The sequence below is a fragment of the Variovorax davisae genome (assembly GCF_030316845.1).
Lineage (GTDB): Bacteria > Pseudomonadota > Gammaproteobacteria > Burkholderiales > Burkholderiaceae_C > Variovorax > Variovorax davisae.
On record NZ_JASZYS010000004.1, the window covers coordinates 224,235 to 247,141 of the forward strand.

Annotated in this window: 22 protein-coding genes and 1 pseudogene; 16 read left to right on the top strand and 7 right to left on the bottom strand. The window is 71.0% G+C overall.

All coding sequences use genetic code 11. The annotated features are described in order from the left end of the window. Window positions 1-6 precede the first annotated feature (6 nt). The 3 genes and pseudogenes from rpoH to ftsY all read right to left on the bottom strand — a co-directional run bounded on the left by rpoH (window position 7) and on the right by ftsY (window position 2,463). Window positions 7-948: an RNA polymerase sigma factor RpoH gene (gene rpoH, locus QTI33_RS11455; RefSeq protein ID WP_286506051.1), complete on the bottom strand. Its 942-nt coding sequence runs from the start codon at window positions 946-948 to the stop codon at window positions 7-9. Window positions 949-999: 51 nt separating this feature from the next. Then, a pseudogene (locus QTI33_RS11460) lies at window positions 1,000-1,227 on the bottom strand (Mpo1-like protein); the annotation flags it as partial. 15 nt (window positions 1,228-1,242) lie between these two features. Then, window positions 1,243-2,463 carry a signal recognition particle-docking protein FtsY gene (ftsY, locus tag QTI33_RS11465; protein WP_286506052.1) on the bottom strand — a complete coding sequence of 407 codons (1,221 nt, stop codon included), beginning with the start codon at window positions 2,461-2,463 and terminating at the stop codon, window positions 1,243-1,245. 29 nt (window positions 2,464-2,492) lie between these two features. On the opposite strand from ftsY, the gene QTI33_RS11470 reads away from it, so the two are divergent. The 8 genes from QTI33_RS11470 (at window position 2,493) to pcp (ending at window position 9,676) form a co-directional block, all read left to right on the top strand. Then, window positions 2,493-3,956: a M16 family metallopeptidase gene (locus QTI33_RS11470; protein ID WP_286506053.1), complete on the top strand. Its 1,464-nt coding sequence runs from the start codon at window positions 2,493-2,495 to the stop codon at window positions 3,954-3,956. Between the two features lie 17 nt (window positions 3,957-3,973). Continuing rightward, entirely contained in the window at window positions 3,974-5,317 is a 1,344-nt protein-coding gene (locus QTI33_RS11475; RefSeq protein WP_286506054.1) for a M16 family metallopeptidase, read from the top strand. A 24-nt stretch (window positions 5,318-5,341) separates the two neighbouring features. Continuing rightward, complete coding sequence (locus QTI33_RS11480; protein WP_286506055.1) at window positions 5,342-5,995, top strand: RsmD family RNA methyltransferase; 654 nt, start codon at window positions 5,342-5,344, stop codon at window positions 5,993-5,995. A gap of 45 nt (window positions 5,996-6,040) precedes the next feature. Then, window positions 6,041-6,544 (top strand): pantetheine-phosphate adenylyltransferase, encoded by a 504-nt coding sequence (coaD, locus tag QTI33_RS11485; RefSeq protein WP_286506056.1) that lies wholly within the window; start codon window positions 6,041-6,043, stop codon window positions 6,542-6,544. Window positions 6,545-6,605: 61 nt separating this feature from the next. Beyond that, on the top strand, window positions 6,606-7,265 hold the full coding sequence (gene pxpB, locus QTI33_RS11490; protein ID WP_286506057.1) for a 5-oxoprolinase subunit PxpB: 660 nt from the start codon (window positions 6,606-6,608) through the stop codon (window positions 7,263-7,265). Further along, window positions 7,265-8,305 carry a 5-oxoprolinase subunit C family protein gene (locus tag QTI33_RS11495; RefSeq protein WP_286506059.1) on the top strand — a complete coding sequence of 347 codons (1,041 nt, stop codon included), beginning with the start codon at window positions 7,265-7,267 and terminating at the stop codon, window positions 8,303-8,305. The genes pxpB and QTI33_RS11495 overlap by 1 nt, the downstream gene beginning before the upstream one ends. After that, entirely contained in the window at window positions 8,295-9,032 is a 738-nt protein-coding gene (gene pxpA / locus QTI33_RS11500; protein WP_286506060.1) for a 5-oxoprolinase subunit PxpA, read from the top strand. Before QTI33_RS11495 ends, pxpA begins: the two co-directional genes overlap by 11 nt. Further along, window positions 9,029-9,676 (top strand): pyroglutamyl-peptidase I, encoded by a 648-nt coding sequence (pcp, locus tag QTI33_RS11505; RefSeq protein WP_286506061.1) that lies wholly within the window; start codon window positions 9,029-9,031, stop codon window positions 9,674-9,676. The genes pxpA and pcp overlap by 4 nt, the downstream gene beginning before the upstream one ends. A 2-nt stretch (window positions 9,677-9,678) precedes the next feature. Here pcp and QTI33_RS11510 read toward each other — a convergent pair whose 3' ends face one another. Continuing rightward, entirely contained in the window at window positions 9,679-10,389 is a 711-nt protein-coding gene (locus tag QTI33_RS11510; RefSeq protein WP_286506062.1) for an alpha/beta fold hydrolase, read from the bottom strand. A gap of 70 nt (window positions 10,390-10,459) precedes the next feature. Here QTI33_RS11510 and QTI33_RS11515 point away from each other — a divergent pair, with 70 nt between their 5' ends. The 8 genes from QTI33_RS11515 to QTI33_RS11550 all read left to right on the top strand — a co-directional run bounded on the left by QTI33_RS11515 (window position 10,460) and on the right by QTI33_RS11550 (window position 18,647). Beyond that, window positions 10,460-11,134 (top strand): histidine phosphatase family protein, encoded by a 675-nt coding sequence (locus QTI33_RS11515; protein ID WP_286506063.1) that lies wholly within the window; start codon window positions 10,460-10,462, stop codon window positions 11,132-11,134. Window positions 11,135-11,255: 121 nt separating this feature from the next. Continuing rightward, window positions 11,256-12,638, top strand: coding sequence for an amidase family protein (locus QTI33_RS11520; RefSeq protein ID WP_286506064.1), 1,383 nt, complete (start codon window positions 11,256-11,258; stop codon window positions 12,636-12,638). Between the two features lie 35 nt (window positions 12,639-12,673). Then, window positions 12,674-13,492, top strand: coding sequence for a phytanoyl-CoA dioxygenase family protein (locus QTI33_RS11525; protein ID WP_286506065.1), 819 nt, complete (start codon window positions 12,674-12,676; stop codon window positions 13,490-13,492). Between the two features lie 27 nt (window positions 13,493-13,519). Beyond that, window positions 13,520-14,551: a LacI family DNA-binding transcriptional regulator gene (locus QTI33_RS11530; protein ID WP_286506067.1), complete on the top strand. Its 1,032-nt coding sequence runs from the start codon at window positions 13,520-13,522 to the stop codon at window positions 14,549-14,551. Between the two features lie 97 nt (window positions 14,552-14,648). Then, window positions 14,649-15,608, top strand: coding sequence for a Bug family tripartite tricarboxylate transporter substrate binding protein (locus tag QTI33_RS11535; RefSeq protein ID WP_286506068.1), 960 nt, complete (start codon window positions 14,649-14,651; stop codon window positions 15,606-15,608). A gap of 10 nt (window positions 15,609-15,618) precedes the next feature. Then, window positions 15,619-16,950 (top strand): glucarate dehydratase, encoded by a 1,332-nt coding sequence (gene gudD / locus QTI33_RS11540; RefSeq protein WP_286506069.1) that lies wholly within the window; start codon window positions 15,619-15,621, stop codon window positions 16,948-16,950. A 16-nt stretch (window positions 16,951-16,966) separates the two neighbouring features. Next, window positions 16,967-17,755, top strand: a complete 789-nt coding sequence (locus QTI33_RS11545) for an HpcH/HpaI aldolase family protein (protein ID WP_286506070.1) — start codon at window positions 16,967-16,969, stop codon at window positions 17,753-17,755. Window positions 17,756-17,768: 13 nt separating this feature from the next. After that, window positions 17,769-18,647: a 2-hydroxy-3-oxopropionate reductase gene (locus tag QTI33_RS11550; protein ID WP_286506071.1), complete on the top strand. Its 879-nt coding sequence runs from the start codon at window positions 17,769-17,771 to the stop codon at window positions 18,645-18,647. Here the strand turns inward: QTI33_RS11550 and QTI33_RS11555 are convergent, their stop codons facing one another. From QTI33_RS11555 to QTI33_RS11565, 3 genes are read right to left on the bottom strand one after another with little or no spacing between them, the layout of a single operon-like run. Beyond that, window positions 18,648-19,982: a tetratricopeptide repeat protein gene (locus QTI33_RS11555; protein ID WP_286506072.1), complete on the bottom strand. Its 1,335-nt coding sequence runs from the start codon at window positions 19,980-19,982 to the stop codon at window positions 18,648-18,650. Between the two features lie 11 nt (window positions 19,983-19,993). Continuing rightward, complete coding sequence (locus tag QTI33_RS11560) at window positions 19,994-21,400, bottom strand: amidase (protein ID WP_286506074.1); 1,407 nt, start codon at window positions 21,398-21,400, stop codon at window positions 19,994-19,996. Next, window positions 21,397-22,890, bottom strand: a complete 1,494-nt coding sequence (locus tag QTI33_RS11565) for an ABC transporter substrate-binding protein (RefSeq protein ID WP_286506075.1) — start codon at window positions 22,888-22,890, stop codon at window positions 21,397-21,399. Before QTI33_RS11565 ends, QTI33_RS11560 begins: the two co-directional genes overlap by 4 nt. Between the last annotated feature and the right edge of the window lie 17 nt (window positions 22,891-22,907).

A 22,907-nucleotide genomic window follows, 5' to 3' on the forward strand; every position in this document is an offset into this window, starting at 1 on the left:
AGGCGATCAGGCGTATTCGGCCAGGGCCTTCTTCATCTTCTTCATCGCGGCGACCTCGATCTGTCGGATGCGCTCGGCGCTGACGCCATAGACCGCGGCCAGGTCATGCAGGGTCATGCCGCCCGAGCCGTCGTCGTTGACCTTGAGCCAGCGCTCCTCGACGATGCGGCGGCTGCGGTCGTCCAAGGCCTCGAGCGCCGTTGAAATGCCGTCGGTCGACAGGCGGTCGCGCTGGCGCGATTCGATCTGCGCCGTCGGCTCCTGCGTGGCGTCGGCCAGGTAGGCGATAGGGCCGAAGCCTTCGTCGCCGTCGTCGGACGGGCTCGGGTCGAGCAGCACGTCGCCGCCCGAGAGCCGGGTTTCCATCTCGAGCACTTCCTCGGGCTTGACGTTGAGCCGGGTCGCCATCTGCGACACCTCGTCGGGGCTCAGCGTCTCGCGGTGGGTGCCGGCATCGGCGGCGGCCGAATCGGCCTTGAAACCCTGCTTCATGGAGCGCAGGTTGAAGAACAGCTTGCGCTGGGCCTTGGTCGTCGCGACCTTGACCATGCGCCAGTTCTTCAGGATGTACTCGTGGATCTCGGCCTTGATCCAGTGCATGGCGTAGCTCACCAGCCGCACGCCCTGGTCGGGATCGAAGCGCTTCACGGCCTTCATGAGGCCGACATTGCCTTCCTGGATCAGGTCGCCGTGAGGCAACCCGTAGCCCAGGTATTGGCGGGAGATAGACACAACAAGGCGCAGATGCGACAAGATGAGCGCACCAGCGGCTTCGAGATCGTTGTTGTCGCGCAATTTGCGCGCAAAGCCCTGCTCTTCTTCGAGCGTGAGCAACGGCAGGCGGTTGGCTGCCGAGATGTAGGCGTCCAAGTTACCCAGCGGGGGCACCATCGACCACGGATTGGCGACGGCAAGCTGGTTGGCAGAGGCTCCAGACAGTGTTGTCATTCGGGGAACTCCTTCTTTCATGGCCATATTAGCACTCGGTTAGAGAGAGTGCTAAGGGCAGGGTTCCCACCTATTTTCTATGGGGCCGATAGCCTTTCCCCGCACCTGCCAGCAGATGCCGAGGCGAGTGAAAAGCAGCGACAACACGCACAAGGGGCCGACCCAGAGGCATTGGATGTCCTCGAAGAAGGAAGGTTTCCGCCCCTCGATCTTGTGGCCGATGAACTGGACGATCCAGTCCACCACGAAGATGGCGGCGGAAATCGGCAGCACAAGGCCGCTCAGCCCACAAACCTAACCCAGCAGGGCCTGCGCGAACTCGCGGGCGTCGAAGGTTTCCAGGTCCTCGAGCTTCTCGCCGACGCCGATGAAATAGACCGGGATCGGCCGTTCGCGCGCGATGGCGCACAGCACGCCGCCCTTGGCCGTGCCGTCGAGCTTGGTCACGACCAGCCCGGTCAGGCCCAGCGCCTCGTCGAAGGACTTGACCTGCGCCAGCGCGTTCTGGCCGGTGTTGCCGTCGATCACCAGCAGCACCTCGTGCGGCGCTGTCGGGTCGGCCCGGTTGACCACCCGCTTGATCTTCTTGAGTTCGTCCATCAGGTGGATCTGGGTCGGCAGCCGGCCGGCGGTGTCGACCAGCACCACGTCCTTGCCGCGCGCCTTGCCGGCATTGACCGCATCGAAACTCACGGCGGCCGGATCGCCCCCCTCCTGGCTCACGATCTCGACCGTGTTGCGGTCGGCCCAGACCAGCAGTTGCTCGCGCGCCGCGGCGCGGAAGGTGTCGGCCGCCGCCAGCAGCACCGAGGCCCCCTCGTTGGCCAGGTGCTTGGTGAGCTTGCCGATCGAGGTGGTCTTGCCGGCGCCGTTGACGCCGGCGACCATGATCACGGTCGGGGTGTGCTCGCCGATGACCAGCGATTTCTCCAGCGGCCGCAGCAGGTCGGCGATGGCGTCCGCCAGCAGCAGCTTGACCTGCGCCGCGTCGCTCGCCATGGTGCTCTTGACCCGCCGGCGCAGGTCCTCGAGCAGGTGCTCGGTGGCCTTGACGCCGGTGTCGGCCATCAGCAGCGCTTCCTCGAGTTCTTCGTAGAGTGCATCGTCGATCTGGGCATTGACGAAGGTGGCGGCGATGCTGTTGCCGGTCTTGCGCAAGCCGTTCTTGAGCTTGCCGAGCCAGCCGCTGCGCTCGGGTTCGGGTGCAGGCGGAGGGGGCGCCGGCGGTTCGGGCGCCGGCGGCGCCGCGGTGGGTGGGGTCGGCGCAGGCACGGACGGAGCGGGCACGGACGGAGCGGGCACCGGGGCCGGCACCGCGACGGGGGCCGGGGTCGGCACCGCCACGGGGGCCGGCACCGGCGGCTCCACCGCCGGCGCGGCCTTGCCGCCGAACCAGCTGGAGGGCGAAAAGACCGATTTGGGCGCGGGCGCGGGCGATTCGGCCGGTGGGGCCGCCGGCTCCGGAGCCGGCGCCGGGCTCTCGACCGCAGGTTTTTTCTTGAAGAAACTGAACATTGGGCGCTTTTTACAATCCGAGCCATTCTATGAAACACCCCTTGCCACGCCGCGCTGCGTCGGTCGCGGTGCTGGCTTCGGTGCTGTTGGCACTGACTGGCCTGCCTGTGCTGGCCCAGTCCGCCCCTTCGCCCGTCGCCGAGACGGCCGCGCCCACGGCGCCGGTTCCGGCCCAGCAGTTCACGCTCTCGAACGGCATGACCCTGATCGTCAAGCCCGACCGCCGGGCGCCGACCGCGGTCCAGATGCTCTGGGTCCGGGTCGGGTCGCTCGACGAGGTCGACGGCACCTCGGGCGTCGCCCACGTGCTCGAGCACATGATGTTCAAGGGCAGCAAGCAGCTCAAGCCGGGCGAGTTCTCGCGCCGCGTGGCCGCGCTCGGCGGGCGCGAGAACGCATTCACCACCCGCGACTACACCGGCTACTACCAGCAGATTCCGGCCGGCCAGCTGGAGCAGGTGATGAAGCTCGAATCCGACCGCTTCGCCAGCAACCAGTGGCCCGATGACGAATTCAAGCGCGAGATCGAGGTGGTCAAGGAGGAGCGCCGGATGCGCACCGACGACCAGCCGCGGGCGCTGCTCGGCGAGCAGCAGAACGCGGCGATCTTTACCGCCTCGCCCTACCACCGCCCGGTGGTCGGCTGGATGAGCGACCTCGAAGCGATGACGCCGGCCGATGCCCGCGCCTTCTTCCAGCGCTGGTACGTGCCGTCCAATGCGGCGATCGTGGTGGCCGGCGACGTCGACGTCGACAAGGTGCGGGCCCTGGCCGAGAAATACTACGGCTCGATCCCGACCCGGGCCGTGCCGGAGCGCAAGCCGCGCACCGAGCCGGCCCAGCGCGGCGTGCGCCGCGTCGAGTTCAAGGCGCCGGCCGAGCAGGCCTATGTGTCGCTGGCCTTCCGGGCCCCGCAGATCGCGACCGGCGACGGTTTCGGCGCCGCGGCCGACAGCGATGCCTACGCGCTGGTGGTGCTGGCAGCCCTGCTCGACGGCTATCCCGGTGCCCGGCTCGACCGCGCCCTGACGCAGGGGCCCGACCGGGTGGCCGATTCGGCCGGCGCCTACGCGGGTTTCATCGGCCGCGGGCCGCAGATCTTCGGGCTCGATGGCGTGCCGGCGGCCGGCAAGACGCCCGAGGCGGTGGAGGCCGCGCTGCGCGCCGAGGTCGCGAAGGTGGCGCGCGAGGGCGTCGGCGCGGCCGAACTGGCGCGCGTCAAGACCCAGTGGGTGGCCAGCGAGACCTACAAGCTCGACTCGGTGATGGCCCAGGCCCGCGAACTCGGCAGCAACTGGGTGCAGGGGCTGCCGCTGGACGCCAGCGAGCGGATCATCGCCAGGCTGCAGGCGGTCACGGCCGAGCAGGTGCAGGCGGTGGCGGCGAAGTACTTCGGCGACGACCAGATGACGGCCGCCATCCTGCGGCCGCTGCCGCCCGAAGCCAACCGCCGCCCGCGCGGTTTTGCAGCGCCCGCGGGCGATCTGCGTTGAAACGAGGCTGCATCCCCATGTTCGATACACGACAGTTCGCGCTGCGCGGCCTGCTGGCCGGCGCCGCGCTTTTCATCGGCGCCGCCGCCCAGGCCGCCATTCCGATCCAGCACTGGCGCCTCGCCAACGGTGCCAAGGTCTACCTGGCTGCCACCAACGCCCTGCCGATCGTCGATGTCCAGGTCGACTTCGACGCCGGCGGGCGGCGCGACCCGCCGGCCCAGGCCGGCCTGGCCTCGGTCACCGCCGAGATGGTCGAGAAGGGCATCCGGGCCAACGGCAGCGACCCGGCGCTGGACCAGAACGCCCTGGGCGAGGCCTGGGCCGATCTCGGCGCCAGTTTCGACGCCGGCGCCGGCTCCGACCGCACCAGCTTCACCCTGCGCTCGCTGTCCGACCCGGTGCTGCTCGACAAGGCCGTGCGCCTGGCCGCGCGCGAGATCGGCGAGCCGGCCTTTCCCGAAGACGTCTGGAAGCGCGAGCGCGAGCGCATCGGCGCCTCGATCCGGGAAGCCAACACCAAGCCCGCCACCCGGGTCGAGCGGGCCTTTGCGCAGGGCGTCTACGGCAGCCATCCCTACGGGCTGGAGACCACCGAGGCCACGCTGGCACAGATCGACGTCGCCGCGATGCGCGCGCGCTATGCACAGCTGATCGCGCCCTGCCGCGCCAAGATCAGCATCGTCGGCGCGGTCACGCGGGCGCAGGCCGACAGCATCGCCGCCACGCTGCTGTCGCGGCTGCCCGCCGGGGGCGCCTGCGCCGAGTTGCCGGCCGTGCCCGAGGTGCAGCCGCTGGCGGCGCCCAAGGACGAGCGCATCCCCTTCGATTCGGCCCAGGCCCACGTGTTGATCGGCCAGCCCGGCTACCGCCGCGTCGACCCCGACCACTTCGCGCTCACGCTCGGCAACTACGTGCTCGGCGGCGGCGGCTTCGTCTCGCGCCTGACCGAGCAGGTGCGCGAGAAGCGCGGGCTGGCCTACAGCGTCTACAGCACCTTCTCGCCGGGCCTGCATGCGGGCGCTTTCCGCATCGGCTTCCAGACCCGGCCCGACCAGGCCGCCGAGGCGGTCAAGGTCTCGCAGGACGTGCTGGCGAAGTTCGTGGCCGACGGCCCGACCGAGGCCGAGCTCAAGGCCGCGAAAGACAACCTGATCGGCGGCTTCCCGCTGCTGCTGGACAGCAACCGGAAGCTGCTCGGGAACGTCGCCAACATCGCCTGGAACGACTTGCCGCTCGACTACCTCGAGACCTGGACCGCGCGCGTGAATGCGATCAGCGTGGCCGACGTCAAGGCCGCCTTCGCGCGCAAGCTGCAGCCGGAGAAGATGGTGACGGTGGTGGTGGGTGGCAAACCCTGATGGCCTGCCGTTAAGCTCCCGGGTGTGAAACCAAAGTCCCGAACACCCGCCCCCGCGGCGCCGGCCAAGCCGGACAAGCTCGCCAAGGCACCGCATTTCGTCCGCATCATCGGCGGCCAGTGGAAGCGAACCCGCCTCGCGGTCGCCGACAAGCCCGGCCTGCGGCCGACGCCCGACCGGGTGCGCGAAACCCTCTTCAACTGGCTCGCCAGCCTGGCCGGCGTCGGCGGCGGCGAACTGCCCGGCTGGCAGTGCGTCGATGCCTTCGCCGGCACCGGCGCGATCGGCCTCGAAGCCGCCTCGCGTGGCGCCGCCTCGGTGCTGCTGTGCGAGCAGGACCCGGCCCTGGTCGCCCAGCTGCAGGCCCTGAAGACCAAGCTCGGCGCCGACGCCGTGCGCGTCGAGCGGGGCAACGGCGTCACGGCGCTCGAGCGGGTGCCGGCCGGCAGCCTGCATGCGGTGTTCCTGGATCCGCCGTTCGAGAACCCCGCCTTGTACGAGCCGGCCCTGCGCGCGGCCCTGCGGGCGCTGCGGCCCGGGGGCGTGGTCTACCTGGAGGCGGGCCGGCGCTGGAGCGACGACGAACTCGCCGCGCTCGGCCTCGCCGTGTTCCGGCACCTGAAGGCCGGCGCCGTGCACGCCCACCTCCTGCAGGCCGCGGCCAGCCCCGCTGCATAATCCGCCGAACCTGGCCGACGGCGGCCGAATCAGGAGGAAGCAAGCATGTCCAGCAACGTGATCGCCGTATATCCCGGCACCTTCGACCCCATGACGCTCGGTCACGAGGACGTGGTGCGGCGGGCGACCCAGCTGTTTTCGCGGGTCATCGTCGCGGTGGCCGCGGGACACCACAAGAAGGCCTTGTTCACGCTGCAGGAACGCATCGACATGGCGCGCGACGCCGTCAAGCCCTACAGCGACCAGGTCACGGTCGAGAGCTTTTCGGGCCTGCTGCGCGACTTCGTGGTCGCCCGCGGCGGCAAGGCGATGGTGCGCGGCCTGCGCGCCGTGACCGACTTCGACTACGAGTTCCAGCTGGCCGGCATGAACCGCTCGCTGATGCCCGAGGTCGAGACTGTGTTCCTGACGCCCAGCGACAAGTACCAGTTCATCTCCAGCACCTTCGTTCGCGAGATCGCGATGCTGGGCGGCGAAGTCGACAAGTTCGTCTCGCCGAACGTGCAGGACAGCCTGCTCGCCAAGGTCCGCAGCCTCGGGCGCGAATGAGCCTCCGCCCGGCCGCTCCGAAAGGGGCTCGCACCGCAGTGCGATGCGCGGAGGTTGCCTTGTGACCGCGGCGCCGCTTCGGCTGCATTCGCTGGGCGAGGCCGCCTTGCTGTGCGAGCTGCCAGCGCCGGCCACGCTGGCCCAGCAGCAGCGCATCTGGGCGCTGGCCGCGGAAGCGATGCAGTGGCGCGGCGTGCAGGAGGTGCTGCCGGGCATGAACAACCTGAGCCTGCTGTTCGATCCGGCGCAGATCGATGTGGTCGAACTCGAGATGCAGGTGCTGTCGGCCTGGCCGCAACTGGCCGCGGCCGGCATCCAGGGCCGGCAGGTCGAGATCCCGGTCGCCTATGGCGGCGAGTCCGGCCCCGACCTGGCCGAGGTCGCCCGCCACACCGGCCTGTCGCCGGCCGAGGTCGTGCGGCGCCACAGCGCGGGTCGCTACGTGGTGTACCTGCTCGGCTTCCTGCCGGGCTTCGCCTTCATGGGCGGGCTGGCGCCGGAGCTGGCGACGCCGCGGCGCCAGGAGCCGCGCCTGGCGGTGCCGGCGCGCTCGGTGGGGATCGGCGGCGAGCAGACCGGCATCTACCCGCTGGTCTCGCCCGGCGGCTGGCAGCTGATCGGCCGCACCTCGCTCGAGATGTTCGAGCCCGCCGCGGCCGAGCCGACCCGCCTGCGGCCGGGCGACCAGGTGCGCTTCGTGGTCGAGAGCATGGAGGCCTGATGTCGGCCGCTCCCGGGCTCACGGTCCTGCGGCCGGGCATGCTGGCCTCGGTGCAGGACCTCGGGCGCCCAGGCCATCGCCAGCTCGGCATCTGCCCCGGCGGCGCGCTCGACACGCTGGCCTTGACGCTGGCCAACCGGCTGGCCGGCAACCCCGACGGCGCCGCCGGCCTCGAACTCACGATGGGCGGCTGCGAGATCCGCTTCGAGGTCCCGACCCGCATCGCGCTCGCCGGCGACGACTTCGGCGCCACCCTCGACGGTGTGCCGCTGTGGCCGTGCTGGAGCCTGCCGGTGGCCGCGGGGCAGGTGCTCAGGCTGGCCGGCGCCAACCGCTCGGCGCAGAAGGCCGGGATGCGCAGCTGGCTGGCGGTGGCCGGCGGCATCGAGGTACCGCTGATCCTCGGCTCGCGCAGCACCGACCTCAAGGCCGGTTTCGGCGGCCACCTCGGGCGGGCGCTGAAGAAGGGCGACAAGCTGGCGCTCGGCGCCACGACCCTGGACGCGCAGCAGATGGCGCGGCGGCCCTTCGGCGTGCGCGGCCCCGATCCGGGGCGGGGCGCTGACGGCGCGACCGTGCTGCGGGCGATGCCCGGGCCCGAGTTCGAGCAATTCACGATCGCCGCGCGCGAGGCGCTGTGGGGCGGCTCCTGGCGCCTCACGCCGCAGAGCAACCGCATGGGGAGCCGGCTCGAGGGCTCAGAGCTCAGGCGCCGGCGCGCCGTCGACATGCTGTCCTCGGCCGTGATCCCGGGCACGATCCAGGTGCCGCCCTCGGGCCAGCCGATCATCCTGATGGGCGACGCCCAGACCACCGGTGGCTACCCGCGCATCGGCGTGGTGATCCGCGCCGACCTCTGGAAGCTGGCGCAGGTGCCGCTCAATGGCCGGCTGCGGCTGCAGCAGGTCGATTCGGCCGAGGCGCTGGCCGCCTGGGACGAGCGCCGGCGCTACCTCTCGCAGGTGGCGCAAGGCCTGGCGTCCGCGGGGTGGATCGTGCCGGCGCAGAATCCTCCCCAAGGAGAAAGCGATGCAGATTGACCTCAACGCCGACCTCGGCGAGGGATGCGACAACGACGAGGCCCTGCTCGGGCTGGTGAGCTCGGCCAACATCGCCTGCGGCTGGCATGCCGGCGACGCCCGCACCATGCAGCAGTGCGTGCGCTGGGCGATCGCCAACGGCGTCGCGATCGGCGCCCACCCGAGCTTCCCGGACCGCGAGAACTTCGGCCGCAGCACCATGCACCTGCCGCCCGAGGAGATCGTCGCCGGCGTGCTCTACCAGATCGGCGCGCTGGCCGCGATCGTCAAGGCCGAAGGCGGCCGGCTGGCCCACGTCAAGCCGCATGGCGCGCTGTACAACCAGGCGGTCAAGGAGCCGGCGCTGGCCGAGGCGATCTGCGAGGCGGTGCGCCGCTTTGATCCCTCGCTGCGCTATTTCGGGCTGGCCGGCAGCGGCATGATCGGTGCGGCCGAGCGCGCCGGCCTGCGGCCGGTCGAGGAGGTCTTCGCCGACCGCGGCTACATGCCCGACGGCAGCCTGGTGCCGCGCAGCCAGCCGGGCGCCCTGATCGACGACGAAGAAGCCTCGCTGGCCCAGACCCTGTCGCTGGTGCGCGACCGCCAGGTGCGCGCCATCGACGGCAGCCTGGTGGCGGTGAATGCGCAGACCGTCTGCCTGCACGGCGACGGCCCGCATGCGCTGGCCTTCGCGCGCCGCATCCGCGAGCGGCTGGCGGCCGAAGGCATCGCGGTCGCGGCGACGTGAACGTCCTGCTGACCGGCTTCGAGCCCTTCGACCGGGAGACGGTCAACCCTTCGTGGGAGGCGGTGCGGGCGCTCGACGGCTGGCGCGTGGGCGCTGCCGTGGTGCACGCCCGGCGCATCCCCTGCGTCTTCGGCGTCGCCCTGCGCGCGCTCGACGCGGCGATCGACGAACTGCAGCCGCAGCTGGTGCTGGCCGTCGGCCAGGCCGGCGGCCGCAGCGAGCTGATGCCCGAACGGGTGGCGATCAACCTCGACGACGGCCGCATCGGCGACAACGCCGGCCACCAGCCGATCGACCAGCCGGTGGTGGCGGGCGCGCCCGCGGCCTACTTCTCGACCCTGCCCATCAAGGCCATGGTGCGCGACCTGCGGGCCGCGGGCATCCCGGCCGCGGTGTCGAACAGCGCGGGCACCTTCGTCTGCAACCACCTGTTCTTCGGGCTGATGCACCGGGCCGCGACCCGGCAGGTGCCCGGCATGCGGGCCGGCTTCCTCCACGTCCCGTACCTGCCCGAGCAGGCGGCGCGCCTGCCGGGGCAGGCGAGCATGGCGCTGGCCACCATGGTCGCCGGGCTGCGCGTCGCGCTCGCCACGGCGCTCGCCGTCCGTGAAGACATTCGCGAGACCGGCGGCCGGCTGCACTGAATTCAGGGCGCGAGCAGCAGGCGCTCCAGCCAGGGCCCGAGCGTGGCGTTGACCAGCTCCGGCCGCTCCATCGTGAGCATGTGGCCGCACTGCGGGACCCAGACCAGCTCGGCCTGCGGCACCAGGCCGGCGATCTCGCTCGAGCAGTCGGGCGGCGTCAGGCGATCGCCGTCGCCGCACATCACCAGCACCGGACAGCGCAGCGAGGACAGGTGGGGGCGGGCGTCCGGGCGCGCCATCAGGGCCCGGTTCTGCCGCACCAACTGTGCCACGCCGGCATCGAGCACCAGCTCGACGTAGCGCCGCAACAGCGGGGCGTCGCCGCCGCGCGAGGCGTGGAAGGCAAAGCCGGCGTTCAGCTCGATCACGTCGCGGGCCTCGCCGTTCTCGAACAGCTCGATCGCCGAACGCCGCAGCTCGAACATCTCGGGCGTTTCGGCGCGGGCGTTGGTGCCGAGCAGGGCCAGGCCGGCGATGCGTGCGGGCGCCTGCCGCGCGGCCTCCATCGCGACCATGCCGCCCATCGAGGCCCCGCAGAGGATCAACGGTCCTGGGTTGTCGGCCAGCACGGCAGCGGCCATGGTCTCGATGCGGTCGCAGCGCATGTGGGCGTCGCTCACGCGGACATCGAGCGCCGGGGGCAGGGCCGGCCGCTGGGCCTCCCAGAGGCGTTCGTCGCAGGCGAGTCCGGGCAGCAACACGAGGCTTGGCATGCACGGATTCTCGGTGAAGTGCGCACGGTCGCGTGCCTGACACCGGCTGCGGGGAGAATAGACCCCGCCTATGTCCACTCCCACCGAACTCATCCTGATCCGCCACGGCGAGACCGACTGGAACCGCGAGCTGCGCTTCCAGGGCCACATCGACGTGCCCCTCAACGACATGGGCCACGAGCAGGCGCGCCGCCTCGGGCTGCGCCTGGCCGGCGAACCGGTGCAGCAGCTGATCAGCAGCGACCTGATGCGGGCGCAGCAGACCGCGGCGCCGGCCGCGCGCCAGCTCGGGCTCGAGATCCTCACCACCGTCTCGCTGCGCGAGCAGAACTTCGGCATCGTCGAGGGGATGCGCGCCGACGAGATCCAGGCCCGGCACCCGCGCGCCTGGGAGGACTGGCTGCAGTTCCGCGAGGACCATGCGATGCCCGAGGGCGAATCGGCGCGCCAGTTCCACGCCCGCATCATCGAGGCGCTGGGCCGCATCGCGACGGCGAACGCGGGGCAGCGGCTGCTGGTGGTGACCCACGGCGGCGTGCTCGACATGGTCTGGCGCACCGCGCGCGGGCTGGGGCTCAACGGGCCGCGCCAGAGCGACATCCCCAATGCCGGCTTCAACCGCATCCGCATCGCCGAGGCGGCCAAGCCGGACCAGATCGAGATCGTCGACTGGGCCGATACCCGGCATCTGGCGGACCTGCCGGCGCAGCCGACGTACGACCAGCGGCGGCATCTCAAGACCTGAGGCCTTGCGGCACAGGCCGACGAGTCCGCAAGATTCGTCAAGCGCGCAGCAAGCCGCATCAAGCATCCACCGCCAGGCGCGGCCATCATCGGGGCGTGTGAAACCCACCGAGCCCACGCCCATGGACTACGCGACCACCCGCGAACTCGTCGCCGCCCTGCAAGCCGGCAAGACCTCGGCCGCCGCGCTGCTGGCGCGTTCCGTCGAGCGCATCGAGAAGTTCGACTCGGCGCTCAATGCCGTCGTGGTGCGCGATTTCGAGCGCGCCCGCACCGCTGCCCTGGCCGCCGACGCCGCCCTGGCGCGCGGCGATCGCCGCCCGCTGCTGGGCGTGCCGGTCACGGTCAAGGAGGCCTTCAACGTCGAGGGCCTGCCGACCACCTGGGGCATCCCCGGCACCGGCCTGCCGCCGGCGGCCGAGGATGCGGTGCTGGTGCGCCGGCTCAAGGCGGCCGGCGCCATCGTCATCGGCAAGACCAACGTGGCGCTGCAGCTGGCGGACTGGCAATCGAGCAACCCGGTCTACGGCACCACGAAGAATCCCTGGGACCTGGCACGCACGCCCGGCGGCTCGTCGGGCGGCGGGGCGGCGGCGCTGGCGGCGGGCTTCGTGTCGCTCGAATTCGGCTCCGACCTGGTCGGCTCGCTGCGGGTGCCGGCCCATTTCTGCGGCGTCTTCGCGCACAAGCCCACGCACGGCCTGGTGCCGATGCGCGGCAGCGCGCCGCCGGGCACGCCGGCCCTGTCGGCCGACCCCTGGGTCGATCTCGCGGTGGTCGGCCCGATGGCGCGCGGCGCCGCCGACCTGGGGCTGGCGCTCGATGTCGTCGCCGGCCCGGACGATGCGCAGGCGATCGCGTACCGGCTGGCGCTGCCGCCGGCGCGCCACACCGCGCTGGCGGGTTTCCGCGTGCTGGTGCTCGACACCCATCCGCTGGTGCCGACCTCGGCGGCGGTCCGCTCGGCCCTGCAGCGCCTGGCCGACAAGCTGGCGCGCGCCGGCTGCCAGGTCGAGCGCGGCAGCCCGCTGCTGCCCGACCTGGCGCGGCTGGCGTCGCTCTGGGGCCAGCTGCTGTGGGCCCAGCTAGGGGCCGACATGCCGGGGGCCGAGGCCGGGATCAGCCATCGCGACTGGATCCACGCCGACCGCCTGCGGGCCGCCACGGCGCACCGCTGGCGCACCTTGTTCGGCCAATGGGACGTGGTGCTGTGTCCGGTGGCGCCGACGCCCGCCTTCCTGCACGATGCGGGCGAGATGGAGGCGCGGCGGCTGCAGGTCGACGACCAGGAGATCGCCTACAAGGACCAGTCGCCCTGGTCGAGCCTGGCGACGCTGACCGGCCTGCCCGCCACCGCGATGCCGATCGGCCTGAGCGAGGAGGGGCTGCCGGTCGGCATGCAGGTCATCGGCCCGTACCTGGAGGACCGCACGACCATCGCCTTCGCCGAGGCCGTGGAGCGCGCGTTCGGCGGCTTCGTCCCGCCGCCTGGCTACGGCGGCTGAACTGCCCATAATGGGTGCCTCCACGAGGTGCACACATGGCGCAACTGTCCGCACGAGAGATCGCGCAGTACCAGTCCGAAGGCTGGGTGATCCCGCAGTTCCGGCTGCCGGAGGCGCGGGTCGCGACCATGCGCGAGGCGCTCGACGAACTGATCCGCAACAACCCCGGCGTGCGTCCCGAGAAGCTGGTCTCGGCCCATGTCGAAGGCGACAACGGTGAGGGCGTGCGCGGCAGCCGGCGCTTTCTCGAACTGGCGATGGACCCGGAGATCGTCGAGCTGGTGTCAGGCGTGATCGGCGACGACGTGATCCTGTGGGGCTGCCACGTGTTCTGCAAGCCGGCGGCCGAAGGCTACGAGACCCCCTGGCACCAGGACGGCCACTACTGGCCGATCCGGCCGCTGGCCAACTGCACGGTCTGGGTGGCGCTGGAAGCGTCGACGGTCGAGAACGGCTGCCTGCGCGTCATTCCGCGCTCGCACCGCGGCCAGGTGCTGCACGAGCACCTGCATGAAGACCGCACCGACCTGACCCTCAACCAGCGCCTGGCGGCGGGCAGCTTCGACGAGGCCTCGGCGGTCGACCTCGAACTGCAGCCGGGCCAGATGTCGCTGCACGATGTCTACATGGTCCATGGCGCCCAGGCCAACACCTCCGCGAAACGCCGCACCGGCGTCGCCCTGCGCTACATGCCTGCGACCTCGGTGTTCGAGCGCCATCTGCGGCCGGTCGACGGCAAGAGCGGCGTGGCGGTCGATTTCGCCCGCCGGCCGCTCTGGCTGCTGCGCGGCACCGACCGCAGCGGCCGCAACGATTTCGACATCGGGCACCGGGCCGCGAAACGGGATCGGTAGCGCTACCGGAGGCCTAGAATCCGGGCCATGAGCAATCAGGAGCCTCCGGTCCGACGGGCCCGCCGCGGCAGCGGCGCGGTCACCTTGCACGATGTCGCCAAGCTGGCCGGCGTGGCGCCGATCACGGCCTCGCGCGCGCTGAGCAGCCCCCGGCAGGTGTCGGCCGAGGTGCTGCAGAAGGTCACCGCGGCCGTCGAGCGCACCGGCTACGTGCGCAACGTGCTGGCCGGCGGGCTGGCGTCCACCCGCAGCCGGCTGGTGGCGGCGGTGGTGCCGACCATCGCCGGCCCGGTGTTCCTGCAGACGGTGCAGGCGCTGACCCAGGAGCTGGCCGAGCGCGGCTACCAGTTGATGCTGGGGCAGAGCGGCTATGTCGACTCGCGCGAGGACGCGCTGCTCGAGGCCATCATCGGCCGCCGCCCCGACGGCATCGTGCTGACCGGCATCATGCATTCGACCGAGGGCCGCAAGCGGCTGCTGGCGGCCGGCATCCCGGTGGTCGAGACCTGGGACCTGACGCCGACGCCGCTCGACATGCTGGTCGGCTTCTCGCATCCGGCGGTCGGCCGCGCGGTGGTCGAATTCCTTCATGCCCGCGGCCGGCGCCGGCTGGCCGTGATCGCCGGCGACGACGAGCGCGCCTTCCGCCGGCTGCAGGCCTTCCAGGACACGGCGCGGGCCATCGGCCTGCCCGAGGTGGCCGTGGTGCGGGTGCCGGCCCCGACCACCCTCAAGAGCGGCCGCGCGGCGCTGGCCGAACTGCTGCGCGATGCGCCGGCCATCGACGCCGTGTTCTGCAGCTCGGACCTGCTCGCGCTCGGCGTCATGACCGAGGCGCAGGCGCGCGGCATCGCGGTGCCCGGCCAGCTGGCGGTGGTCGGCTTCGGCGACCTCGAGTTCGCCGCCGACCTCCACCCGGCCCTGACCACGGTGCGTATCGACGGCACCGCGATCGGCCGCCAGGCGGCGCAGTTCATCGTCGACCGGGCCGAAGGCGGCCAGCGCGGCCCGCGGGTGGTCGACATCGGCTTCGCGATCATCGAGCGCCAGAGCGCCTGATCGGTACAAACCCCAGGTACTTGTTTTTGCAAGGTAGCGCTATCATCTGGTCATTGAAGGTAGCGCTACCATTTCAATTCACTCGCAGGAGACAGACATGAAGAAATTGCTCGGCACCCTGGCGCTCGGCCTCGCGGCTCTCGGTGCCCAGGCCCAGGACTGGCCCCAGAAACCCGTGACGCTGGTGGTCCCGTTTCCGCCCGGCGGCTCGACCGACATGGTGGCCCGTGCCATCGCGCCCCGGCTGGGCGAGAAGCTGGGCCAGTCCTTCCTGGTCGACAACAAGGCCGGGGCCACCGGCACCATCGGCGCCACCTTCGTGAAGCGGGCCGCACCCGACGGTGCCACCTTCCTCGTGACCTCGCTCGGCCCGCTGGTGATCGCACCGCACCTGATCAAGGGCATGCAGTACGACGCGCTGAAGGACTTCGACCTGATCACGGTGGCGGTGCAGGCGCCCAACGTGCTGGTGGTGCCGGCCAAGTCGCCGCACAAGTCCGTGGCCGACGTCATCGCGAACCTCAAGGCCCAACCCGGCAAGATGACCTTCGCCTCCTCGGGCAACGGCTCGAGCGACCACCTCACGGCCGAACTCTTCTGGCAGCAGACCGGCACCAGCGGCCTGCACGTGCCCTACAAGGGCGGTGCGCCGGCCATCACCGACCTGCTCGGCGGCCAGGTCGATGCCTCGTTCCAGAACGTCAACGCGGTGGTGCAGAACATCAACGCCGGCAAGCTGCGGGCGCTGGCGGTCACCGGCGACAAGCGTTCGCCGGTGCTGCCCGACGTGCCGACCACCGCCGAGGCCGGCGTCAAGAACCTCGAGGTGTATTCGTGGCAGGCGATCGTCGCGCCCAAGGGCCTGCCGCCGGCGCTGCGCAGCAAGGCGCATGATGCGATGACTGCGGCGCTCAACGACCCCGCCGTGAAGCAGCAGTTCACCGCCATCGGCCTGGAAGTGGTCGCCAACACGCCCGAGCAGTTCGCCAAGTTCCAGCAGCAGGAGTTCGCCCGCTGGAAGAAAGTGATCGAGACAGGCAAGATCAGCATCGATTGAGAGACCCGCCATGTCCCCCTCCACTCCCATCGTCACCGACCTGCGCGTGATCCCGGTCGCCGGCCGCGACAGCATGCTGCTCAACCTGAGCGGCGCCCACGGCCCTTTCTTCACCCGCAACATCCTGATCCTCAGCGACAACGCCGGCCGCACCGGCGTCGGTGAAGTCCCCGGCGGCGAGAAGATCCGCCGGACCCTCGAGGACGCCCGCGACCTGGTGGTCGGCCAGTCGATCGGCAACGCCCAGCGCGTGATGCAGCAGGTGCAAAAGCAGTTCGCCGACCGCGATGCCGGCGGCCGCGGCCTGCAGACCTTCGACCTGCGCACCACCATCCACGCCGTGACCGCCATCGAGTCGGCGCTGCTCGACCTGCTGGGCCAGCACCTGGGCGTGCCGGTCGCCGCCCTGCTCGGCGAAGGCCAGCAGCGCGACGCCGTCGAGATGCTGGGCTACCTGTTCTACGTCGGCGACCGCGACCAGAGCGATCTGCCCTACGCCCGCGAGCCCGAGGCCGACAACGACTGGTTCCGGCTGCGCCACGAGAAGGCGATGACGCCCGAGGCGATCGTCCGGCTGGCCGAGGCGGCGCGCGACAAGTACGGCTTCAACGACTTCAAGCTCAAGGGCGGCGTGCTGCGCGGCGACGAGGAAGTCGATGCCATCGTCGCGCTGCACGAGCGCTTCCCCGAAGCGCGCGTGACGCTCGACCCGAACGGCGGGTGGCTGCTCAAGGATGCGATCCGCCTGGGCCAGCGGATGCGCGGCGTGGTCGCCTACGCCGAGGACCCCTGCGGTGCCGAGGAAGGCTTCTCGGGCCGCGAGGTGATGGCCGAGTTCCGCCGCGCCACCGGCCTGCCGACCGCCACCAACATGATCGCCACCGACTGGCGCCAGATGAGCCATGCGCTGGCGCTGCAGTCGGTCGACATCCCGCTGGCCGACCCGCATTTCTGGACCATGGCCGGCTCGGTGCGCGTGGCCCAGACCTGCCGCGACTGGGGCCTGACCTGGGGCTCGCATTCGAACAACCACTTCGACGTCTCGCTGGCGATGTTCACCCAGGTCGGCGCCGCCGCGCCGGGCCGCGTGACCGCGATCGACACCCACTGGATCTGGCAGGACGGCCAGCGCCTCACGAAAGAGCCGCTGCAGATCGTCGGCGGCCACGTGCAGGTGCCGAAGAAGCCGGGCCTGGGCGTCGAGCTCGACATGGTCGAGGTCGAGAAGGCCCACCAGCTCTACAAGCAGCACGGCCTGGGCTCGCGCGATGATGCGGCTGCGATGCAGAGCCTGATTCCCGGCTGGAAATTCGATCCCAAGCGGCCGGCCTTCGACCGCTGACCCCCAAGGAGTCCCTATGAGAGAAAACCGCCTGCGCACGCTGTGGAAGTCGGGAGGCGCCGCCATCAACGGCTGGCTCGCGATCCCGAACGGGTTCTCGGCCGAGACCATGGCCCACCAGGGCTGGGACTCGCTGACCATCGACCTGCAGCATGGCGTGGTCGACTACCAGGCGATGATCCCGATGCTGCAGGCGATCTCCACCACCGGCACGGTGCCGGTGGTGCGCGTGCCCTGGCTCGACCCGAGCGCGCTCATGAAGACGCTCGATGCCGGCGCCTACGGCGTCATCTGCCCGATGATCAGCACCGCCGACGAGGCCGCCAAGTTGGTCGCCTACACCCACTACGCCCCGCGCGGCACGCGCAGCTTCGGCCCGGTGCGCGCGCTGCTCTACAGCGGCGCCGACTACGCCCAGCATGCCAACGACACCATCGTCACCTTCGCCATGATCGAGACCGCGCAGGCGCTGGAGAACCTCGACGCCATCATGTCGGTCGAGGGGCTGGACGCGGTCTACATCGGGCCGTCCGACCTCTCGCTGGCGCTCGGCTGCCGGCCGGTGTTCGACGACGTCGACCCGCCGGCGGCCCAGGCGATCGACCACATCCTCGAGCGCGCCAAGGCGCACGGCCTGGTGGCCGGCATCCACAACGGCACGCCCGAGGGGGCGCTGGCGCGCATCGCCAAGGGCTTCCAGTTCGTCACCGTGAGCTCGGACGCGCGCCTGATCGCCGCCGGCTCGCAGCAAGTGCTTTCCAAGATGCGCGCCGCCCCGGCCGCATCCGGCTCCACCTCCTACTGAAAGGGAACATCACATGAAGATCGGATTCATCGGCCTCGGCATCATGGGCGCGCCGATGGCGCAGAACCTCATGAAGGCCGGCCACGAGATGGTCGTTCGCACACGCAGCAAGGTGCCCGACGCCCTGCAGGGCGCCACCGTCTGCAAGACCAACGCCGAGGTCGCGCGGGCGGCCGAGGTCGTGATCCTGATGCTGCCGGACACGCCCGACGTCGAGCAGGTGCTGTTCGGCGAGGACGGCGTCGCCGCGGGCCTCTCCAAGGGCAAGACCGTGATCGACATGAGCTCGATCGCGCCGATGGAGACCAAGCGCTTCGCCAAGAAGATCAACGAACTCGGCTGCGATTACCTCGACGCACCGGTGTCGGGCGGCGAAGTCGGCGCCAAGGCGGCCAGCCTGACGATCATGGTGGGCGGCGACGAAGCCGTGTTCGAGCGCGCCCGGCCGCTGCTCGAGGCCATGGGCAAGAACATCACGCTGGTGGGCGGCAACGGCGATGGCCAGACCACCAAGGTCGCGAACCAGATCATCGTGGCGCTGAACATCGCCGCGGTCGGCGAGGCGCTGCTGTTCGCGAGCAAGGCCGGCGCCGATCCGGCCAAGGTGCGGCAGGCGCTGATGGGGGGCTTCGCGGCCAGCCGCATCCTGGAGGTGCACGGCGAACGGATGATCAAGCGCACCTTCAATCCGGGCTTCCGCATCGCGCTGCACCAGAAGGACCTGAGCCTGGCGCTCGCGGGTGCGAAGGAGATGGACGTGTCGCTGCCGCAGACCGCCTCGGCGGCGCAGCTGATGCAGTCCTGCGCCGCCCACGGCTGGGACCAGCTCGATCATTCGGCGCTGGTCAAGGCGCTGGAGCAGATGGCCGCCCACCAGGTGGCGGCGGGCTGATCAGGCGAACGCGGGCAGGCCGAGCCGGCTGCAGACCGCGGCCGCCTGCCGGCGCAGCCGCAGCGACTCCGGCTGGCGGTTGACCTGCTGCTGCAGGATGCCCTGCGCGCCGGCCAGCGAAGCCTCGGTGCCGAGGCGCACCAGCGCATCCACGTACACCTGCTCGAACAGGTCGCGCTGGGCATGGCTGCCGCCGATCCGGGCCAGCCGCGGCAGCGCCAGTCCCAGCCCGTCGATCGCCGCCGCGAAGTCGCCGCGGGCATGGGCGCGCAGCCCGTGCGCCGCGGGCACGCAGACCTGCTGCCAGGCCTCGCGGCTCGAAGGCGGCGCGTTCGGCGCGAAGCTCTCGATGTGGCGCAGCAGGACGTCGGCCTCGTCCCGGCCGGCGCGTGCCAGGCCATAGAGGTATTGCAGGTCCAGGAAGGGCAGCACGTGGTCGTCGAGGCGCTGCGCGAGGTGGTTGGCCAGGTCCTGCCAGCGATCGCCGACCGCGATGCCCGCGAGCTCGAAACGGGCCAGCAGCGACACGGCGCCGATCTGGTCCTGCGAATAGTCCTTGACCACGCCCCAGACCTCGCGGTCGTAGACCTCGAGCGCCTCGGCGTCGCGGCCGAGGTCGATCAGGAACAGGGCCACGTGCCACCAGTTGTGCGTGACCATGAAGGAGTTGAGTCCGACCCAGGTGTCGCTGAGCGCGCGCATCACGGCCAGCCCTTCGTCCAGGCGCCCCTCGGTCAGCATCACGTGGCCGAGCGCATGGTGCGCCCATGGCTCCTTGCGCCGCATCATGATCGCGCGCCGGGCGCTGGCCTCGGCCTCGCGCATCAGGTGGCATTGCTCGTAGCCGAAGGCGGCCATGCCGTGCAGGTACGCGACGTCGCCGGACGCCGGCAGCGCGGCCAGCGCGAGCCGCAGCATGCCGGGGCAGTCGCCGCTGTTGAAGCAGTGGTACTGGCCGAGCTTGAGCGAGGCCAGGTCGCGCGGATGCTCCAGGGCCTGCTCCTGGTGCAGCGCCACCGCGCGCGCGATGTCGCCCGCGGCCCAGGCCGCGACGGCCTCGATGTAGCGCTGCTCGCGCGGGGTGGCGCGCGAGGCGCCGGCCTGCGCACGTTCGAGGAAGGGGCGCGCGTTGGCGGCCGCGTCCTTCGATTCGGCGAACAGGTGCAGGGTGGCGCAGTAGGCCTGCACCAGCGGGCTCGGGTCATGGGCGGCGGCCAGGGTGTCGACCGCCCGCGCCTCGCAGGCGATGAAGCCTTCGACGAAGGCATTGACCGCCGGCAGGCTCGCCGCGTCGTCGAGCGTGACCGGATTGCCGAGACTGTCGGTGCTGCGCATGGCGTCGCCGCTCAGTCGCGCGGCGGTTCGGGCCAGGGCCGCTGCGCCTCGCGGATCTGCTCGAAGGCGCGCGAGACCTTCAGCACGCCCAGGTCGTCGAACCGCTTTCCGGCGATCTGCAACCCGATCGGCAATCCGCCGCTGCTGTAGCCGCAGTTGATCGAGGCCGCCGGCTGCTCCGACATGTTGAACGGCACCGTGAAGCCGATGTGCTCCAGCGGCCGCAGCGGGTCGTTGGTGGGCGACGGCGCCTCGGCGGCGGCCGGCAGGTTCGGTGCGGTCGGCGAGATCACGTAGTCGTAGCCGGCGCAGGCCGCCACCGCGGCGACCCGGGTCGCGTGGAACTGGCTGAAGGCGCGGAACACATGCTCGCCGCTGAAGCCCTCCGCGCTGTCGGCCCACTGCCGGATGTAGGGCAGCACCTTGGCGCGCTGGTCGGGGCGCAGCGCGTTGATGTCGACCCGCGAGCGCATGCGCCACAGGTGGTCCATGCCGTCGAGCATCGCCTGCGTCATGAAGGGCTGCAGGGTCTCGACGATCGCGCCCGCGCGTTCGAACAGCCGCGCCGCATGCGCGACCGCGGCGCGGATCTCGGGCTCCACCGCCAGGCCGCAGCCGGCGTCGAGCAGCAGGCCGATGCGCAGGCCGCGCAGGTGCTCGACACCGACGTCGAAGCCGGACCAGTCGATCGCCTCCGGCGGCAGGCTCATGCTGTCGCGCGCGTCGGCCAGCGACAGCGGCGCCATCATCAGCGCCGCGTCGGCCACCGTGCGCGTCATGGGGCCGGCGGCGCGTCCCATGTAGGGCGGGTCGATCGGGATCCGGCCCAGGCTGGGCTTGAGCGTGAAGATGCCGCACCAGGCGGCCGGCAGGCGCAGCGAGCCGCCGATGTCGGTGCCGATGTGCAGCGGGCCGTAGCCGGCGGCCGCCGCGGCGCCGGCGCCGGCGCTCGAGCCGCCCGGCGTGCGCGACAGGTCCCAGGGATTGCGCGCCAGCGCATGGAAGCTCGACAGGCCGGAGGACAGCATGCCGTAGTCCGGCATGGTGGTTTTCGCCAGGATCACCGCGCCGGCTTCCTTGAGCCGGGCCGCGGGCGGCGCGTCGACCGCCGCCGGCCGCAGGTCGGTGGCCGCGGTGCCGGCCGGCATCGGGTCGCCGCGGGTCGCGATGTTTTCCTTGATCGTGGTCGGGACACCGTCGAGCGGGCCCAGCGGCTCGCCGCGGGCCCAGCGCGCCTCGGCCGCGCGGGCCTGATCCAGCGCCGCCTCGGGGCGCAGCAGCCAGGTGGCCTGCAGCCGCGGCTCCCAGCGCCCGACGTGGTCCAGCACCGACTGCGTCACCTCGACCGGCGACAGGCGCTTGGCGCGGTAGCCGGCGATCAGCTCGCGCGCCGACAGGTCATGCAGTGCGCCGGTCACGACCAGGACAGCGCCGACAGGTCGTTGACGAAGATCGGCATGTCCTTCCACAGCCCCCGCACGCTCTTCTTCGCCACGGTCGGCCACTGGGGCTGGAACAGGAAGCCGTTGGCCGCATCGCTGGCCAGCAGGCGCTGGGCGTCGCCGAGCAGCTTGTTGCGCTCGGCCGCATTGCCGGTGGTCTTGATCTTGTCGAACAGCGCGTTGAAGTCCTTCGACTGGTAGCCCCAGTAGTAGTCGGCCTTGGCATAGTTGCCGAGGTCGAAGGGCTCGACGTGCGAGACGATGCTGAGGTCGAAGTCGTGGCCGCCGCCGTAGGTGCCGCTGAGCCACTGGGCCCATTCGACGTTCTGGACCTTCACGTTGATGCCGATCTTGGCCAGCTGGGCCACGATCATCTCGCCGCCCTGGCGCGCGTAGGGCGGCGGCGGCAGCGTCATCGTGAGTTCCATCGGCGTCTTCACGCCGGCCTCGGCCAGCAGCGCCTTGGCCTTCTCGATGTTGAACGGGTTCACGCCGGTGGTGTCCACATAGCCTGCGGCGCCCGGCACGTAGTGGCTGCCGATCGGCACACCGAAGCCGTCGACCGCGCCCTCGATCAAGGCCTTGCGGTCGATCGCCATCAGGATCGCGCGCCGCACGCGCACATCGTCCAGCGGCTTGCGCTTGTTGTTGATCGCCAGGATGGTCTTGGCCCGCGAGCCGCTCAGGATGACCTGGAACTGGGGGTTGTTCTTGAACTGCGGCACGACGCGCGTGCCGATGCGCGGGAAGGCGTCGACGTCGCCGGCCAGCAGCGAGGCGGCCTGGGCCGCCGGGTCGGAGATGAAGCGGAAGCTGACCTTGTTGAGCTTGGCGGCGCCCGGGTTGCGGAAGCCGTCCCATTTGCCGAGCACCAGCGAACTGCCCTTGTTCCAGCTGTCGAGCTTGTAGGGGCCGGTGCCGACCGGCTTGGTCGCGTTGCTGTCGGCGCTCTTGGGCTCGACGATGACGGAGGTCGCCTGGCCCAGCACGAAGGGCAGGTCGGGGTCGATCTCCTTGTTGATGATCACGACCGTGGCGTCGTCGACCACCTGGGTGCTGATGTTGGCGAAGGTGCGCTTGTCCTTGTTGGTGCTCTTCTCGCCGCCGGCACGGTCGAACGAGAACTTGACCGCCTGCGCATTGAAGGGCTCGCCATTCTGGAACTTGACGCCGCGGCGCAGCTTGAAGGTGTAGGTGCGCAGGTCGGGCGAGACCTCCCAGCTCTCGGCCAGCAGCGGCGTGACGCTGCCGTCGGAATTGATCTTGGTCAGCGTCTCGAGGACGTTGTAGAGGACGATCTCGCCGATCGCCGAGGCGGCGCCGGCGGTCGGGTCCAGACCCGGCGGCTCGAGCGCCATGCCGATCACCATGGCGTCCTTTCGGCCCTGTGCCAGTGCGGCCTGCGGCAGCGCGAGCGGCACGGTGGCGAGTGCGGCGGTGGTCAGGAGGGTGCGGCGATTCAGCATGGTTCAGGGCTCCAGGG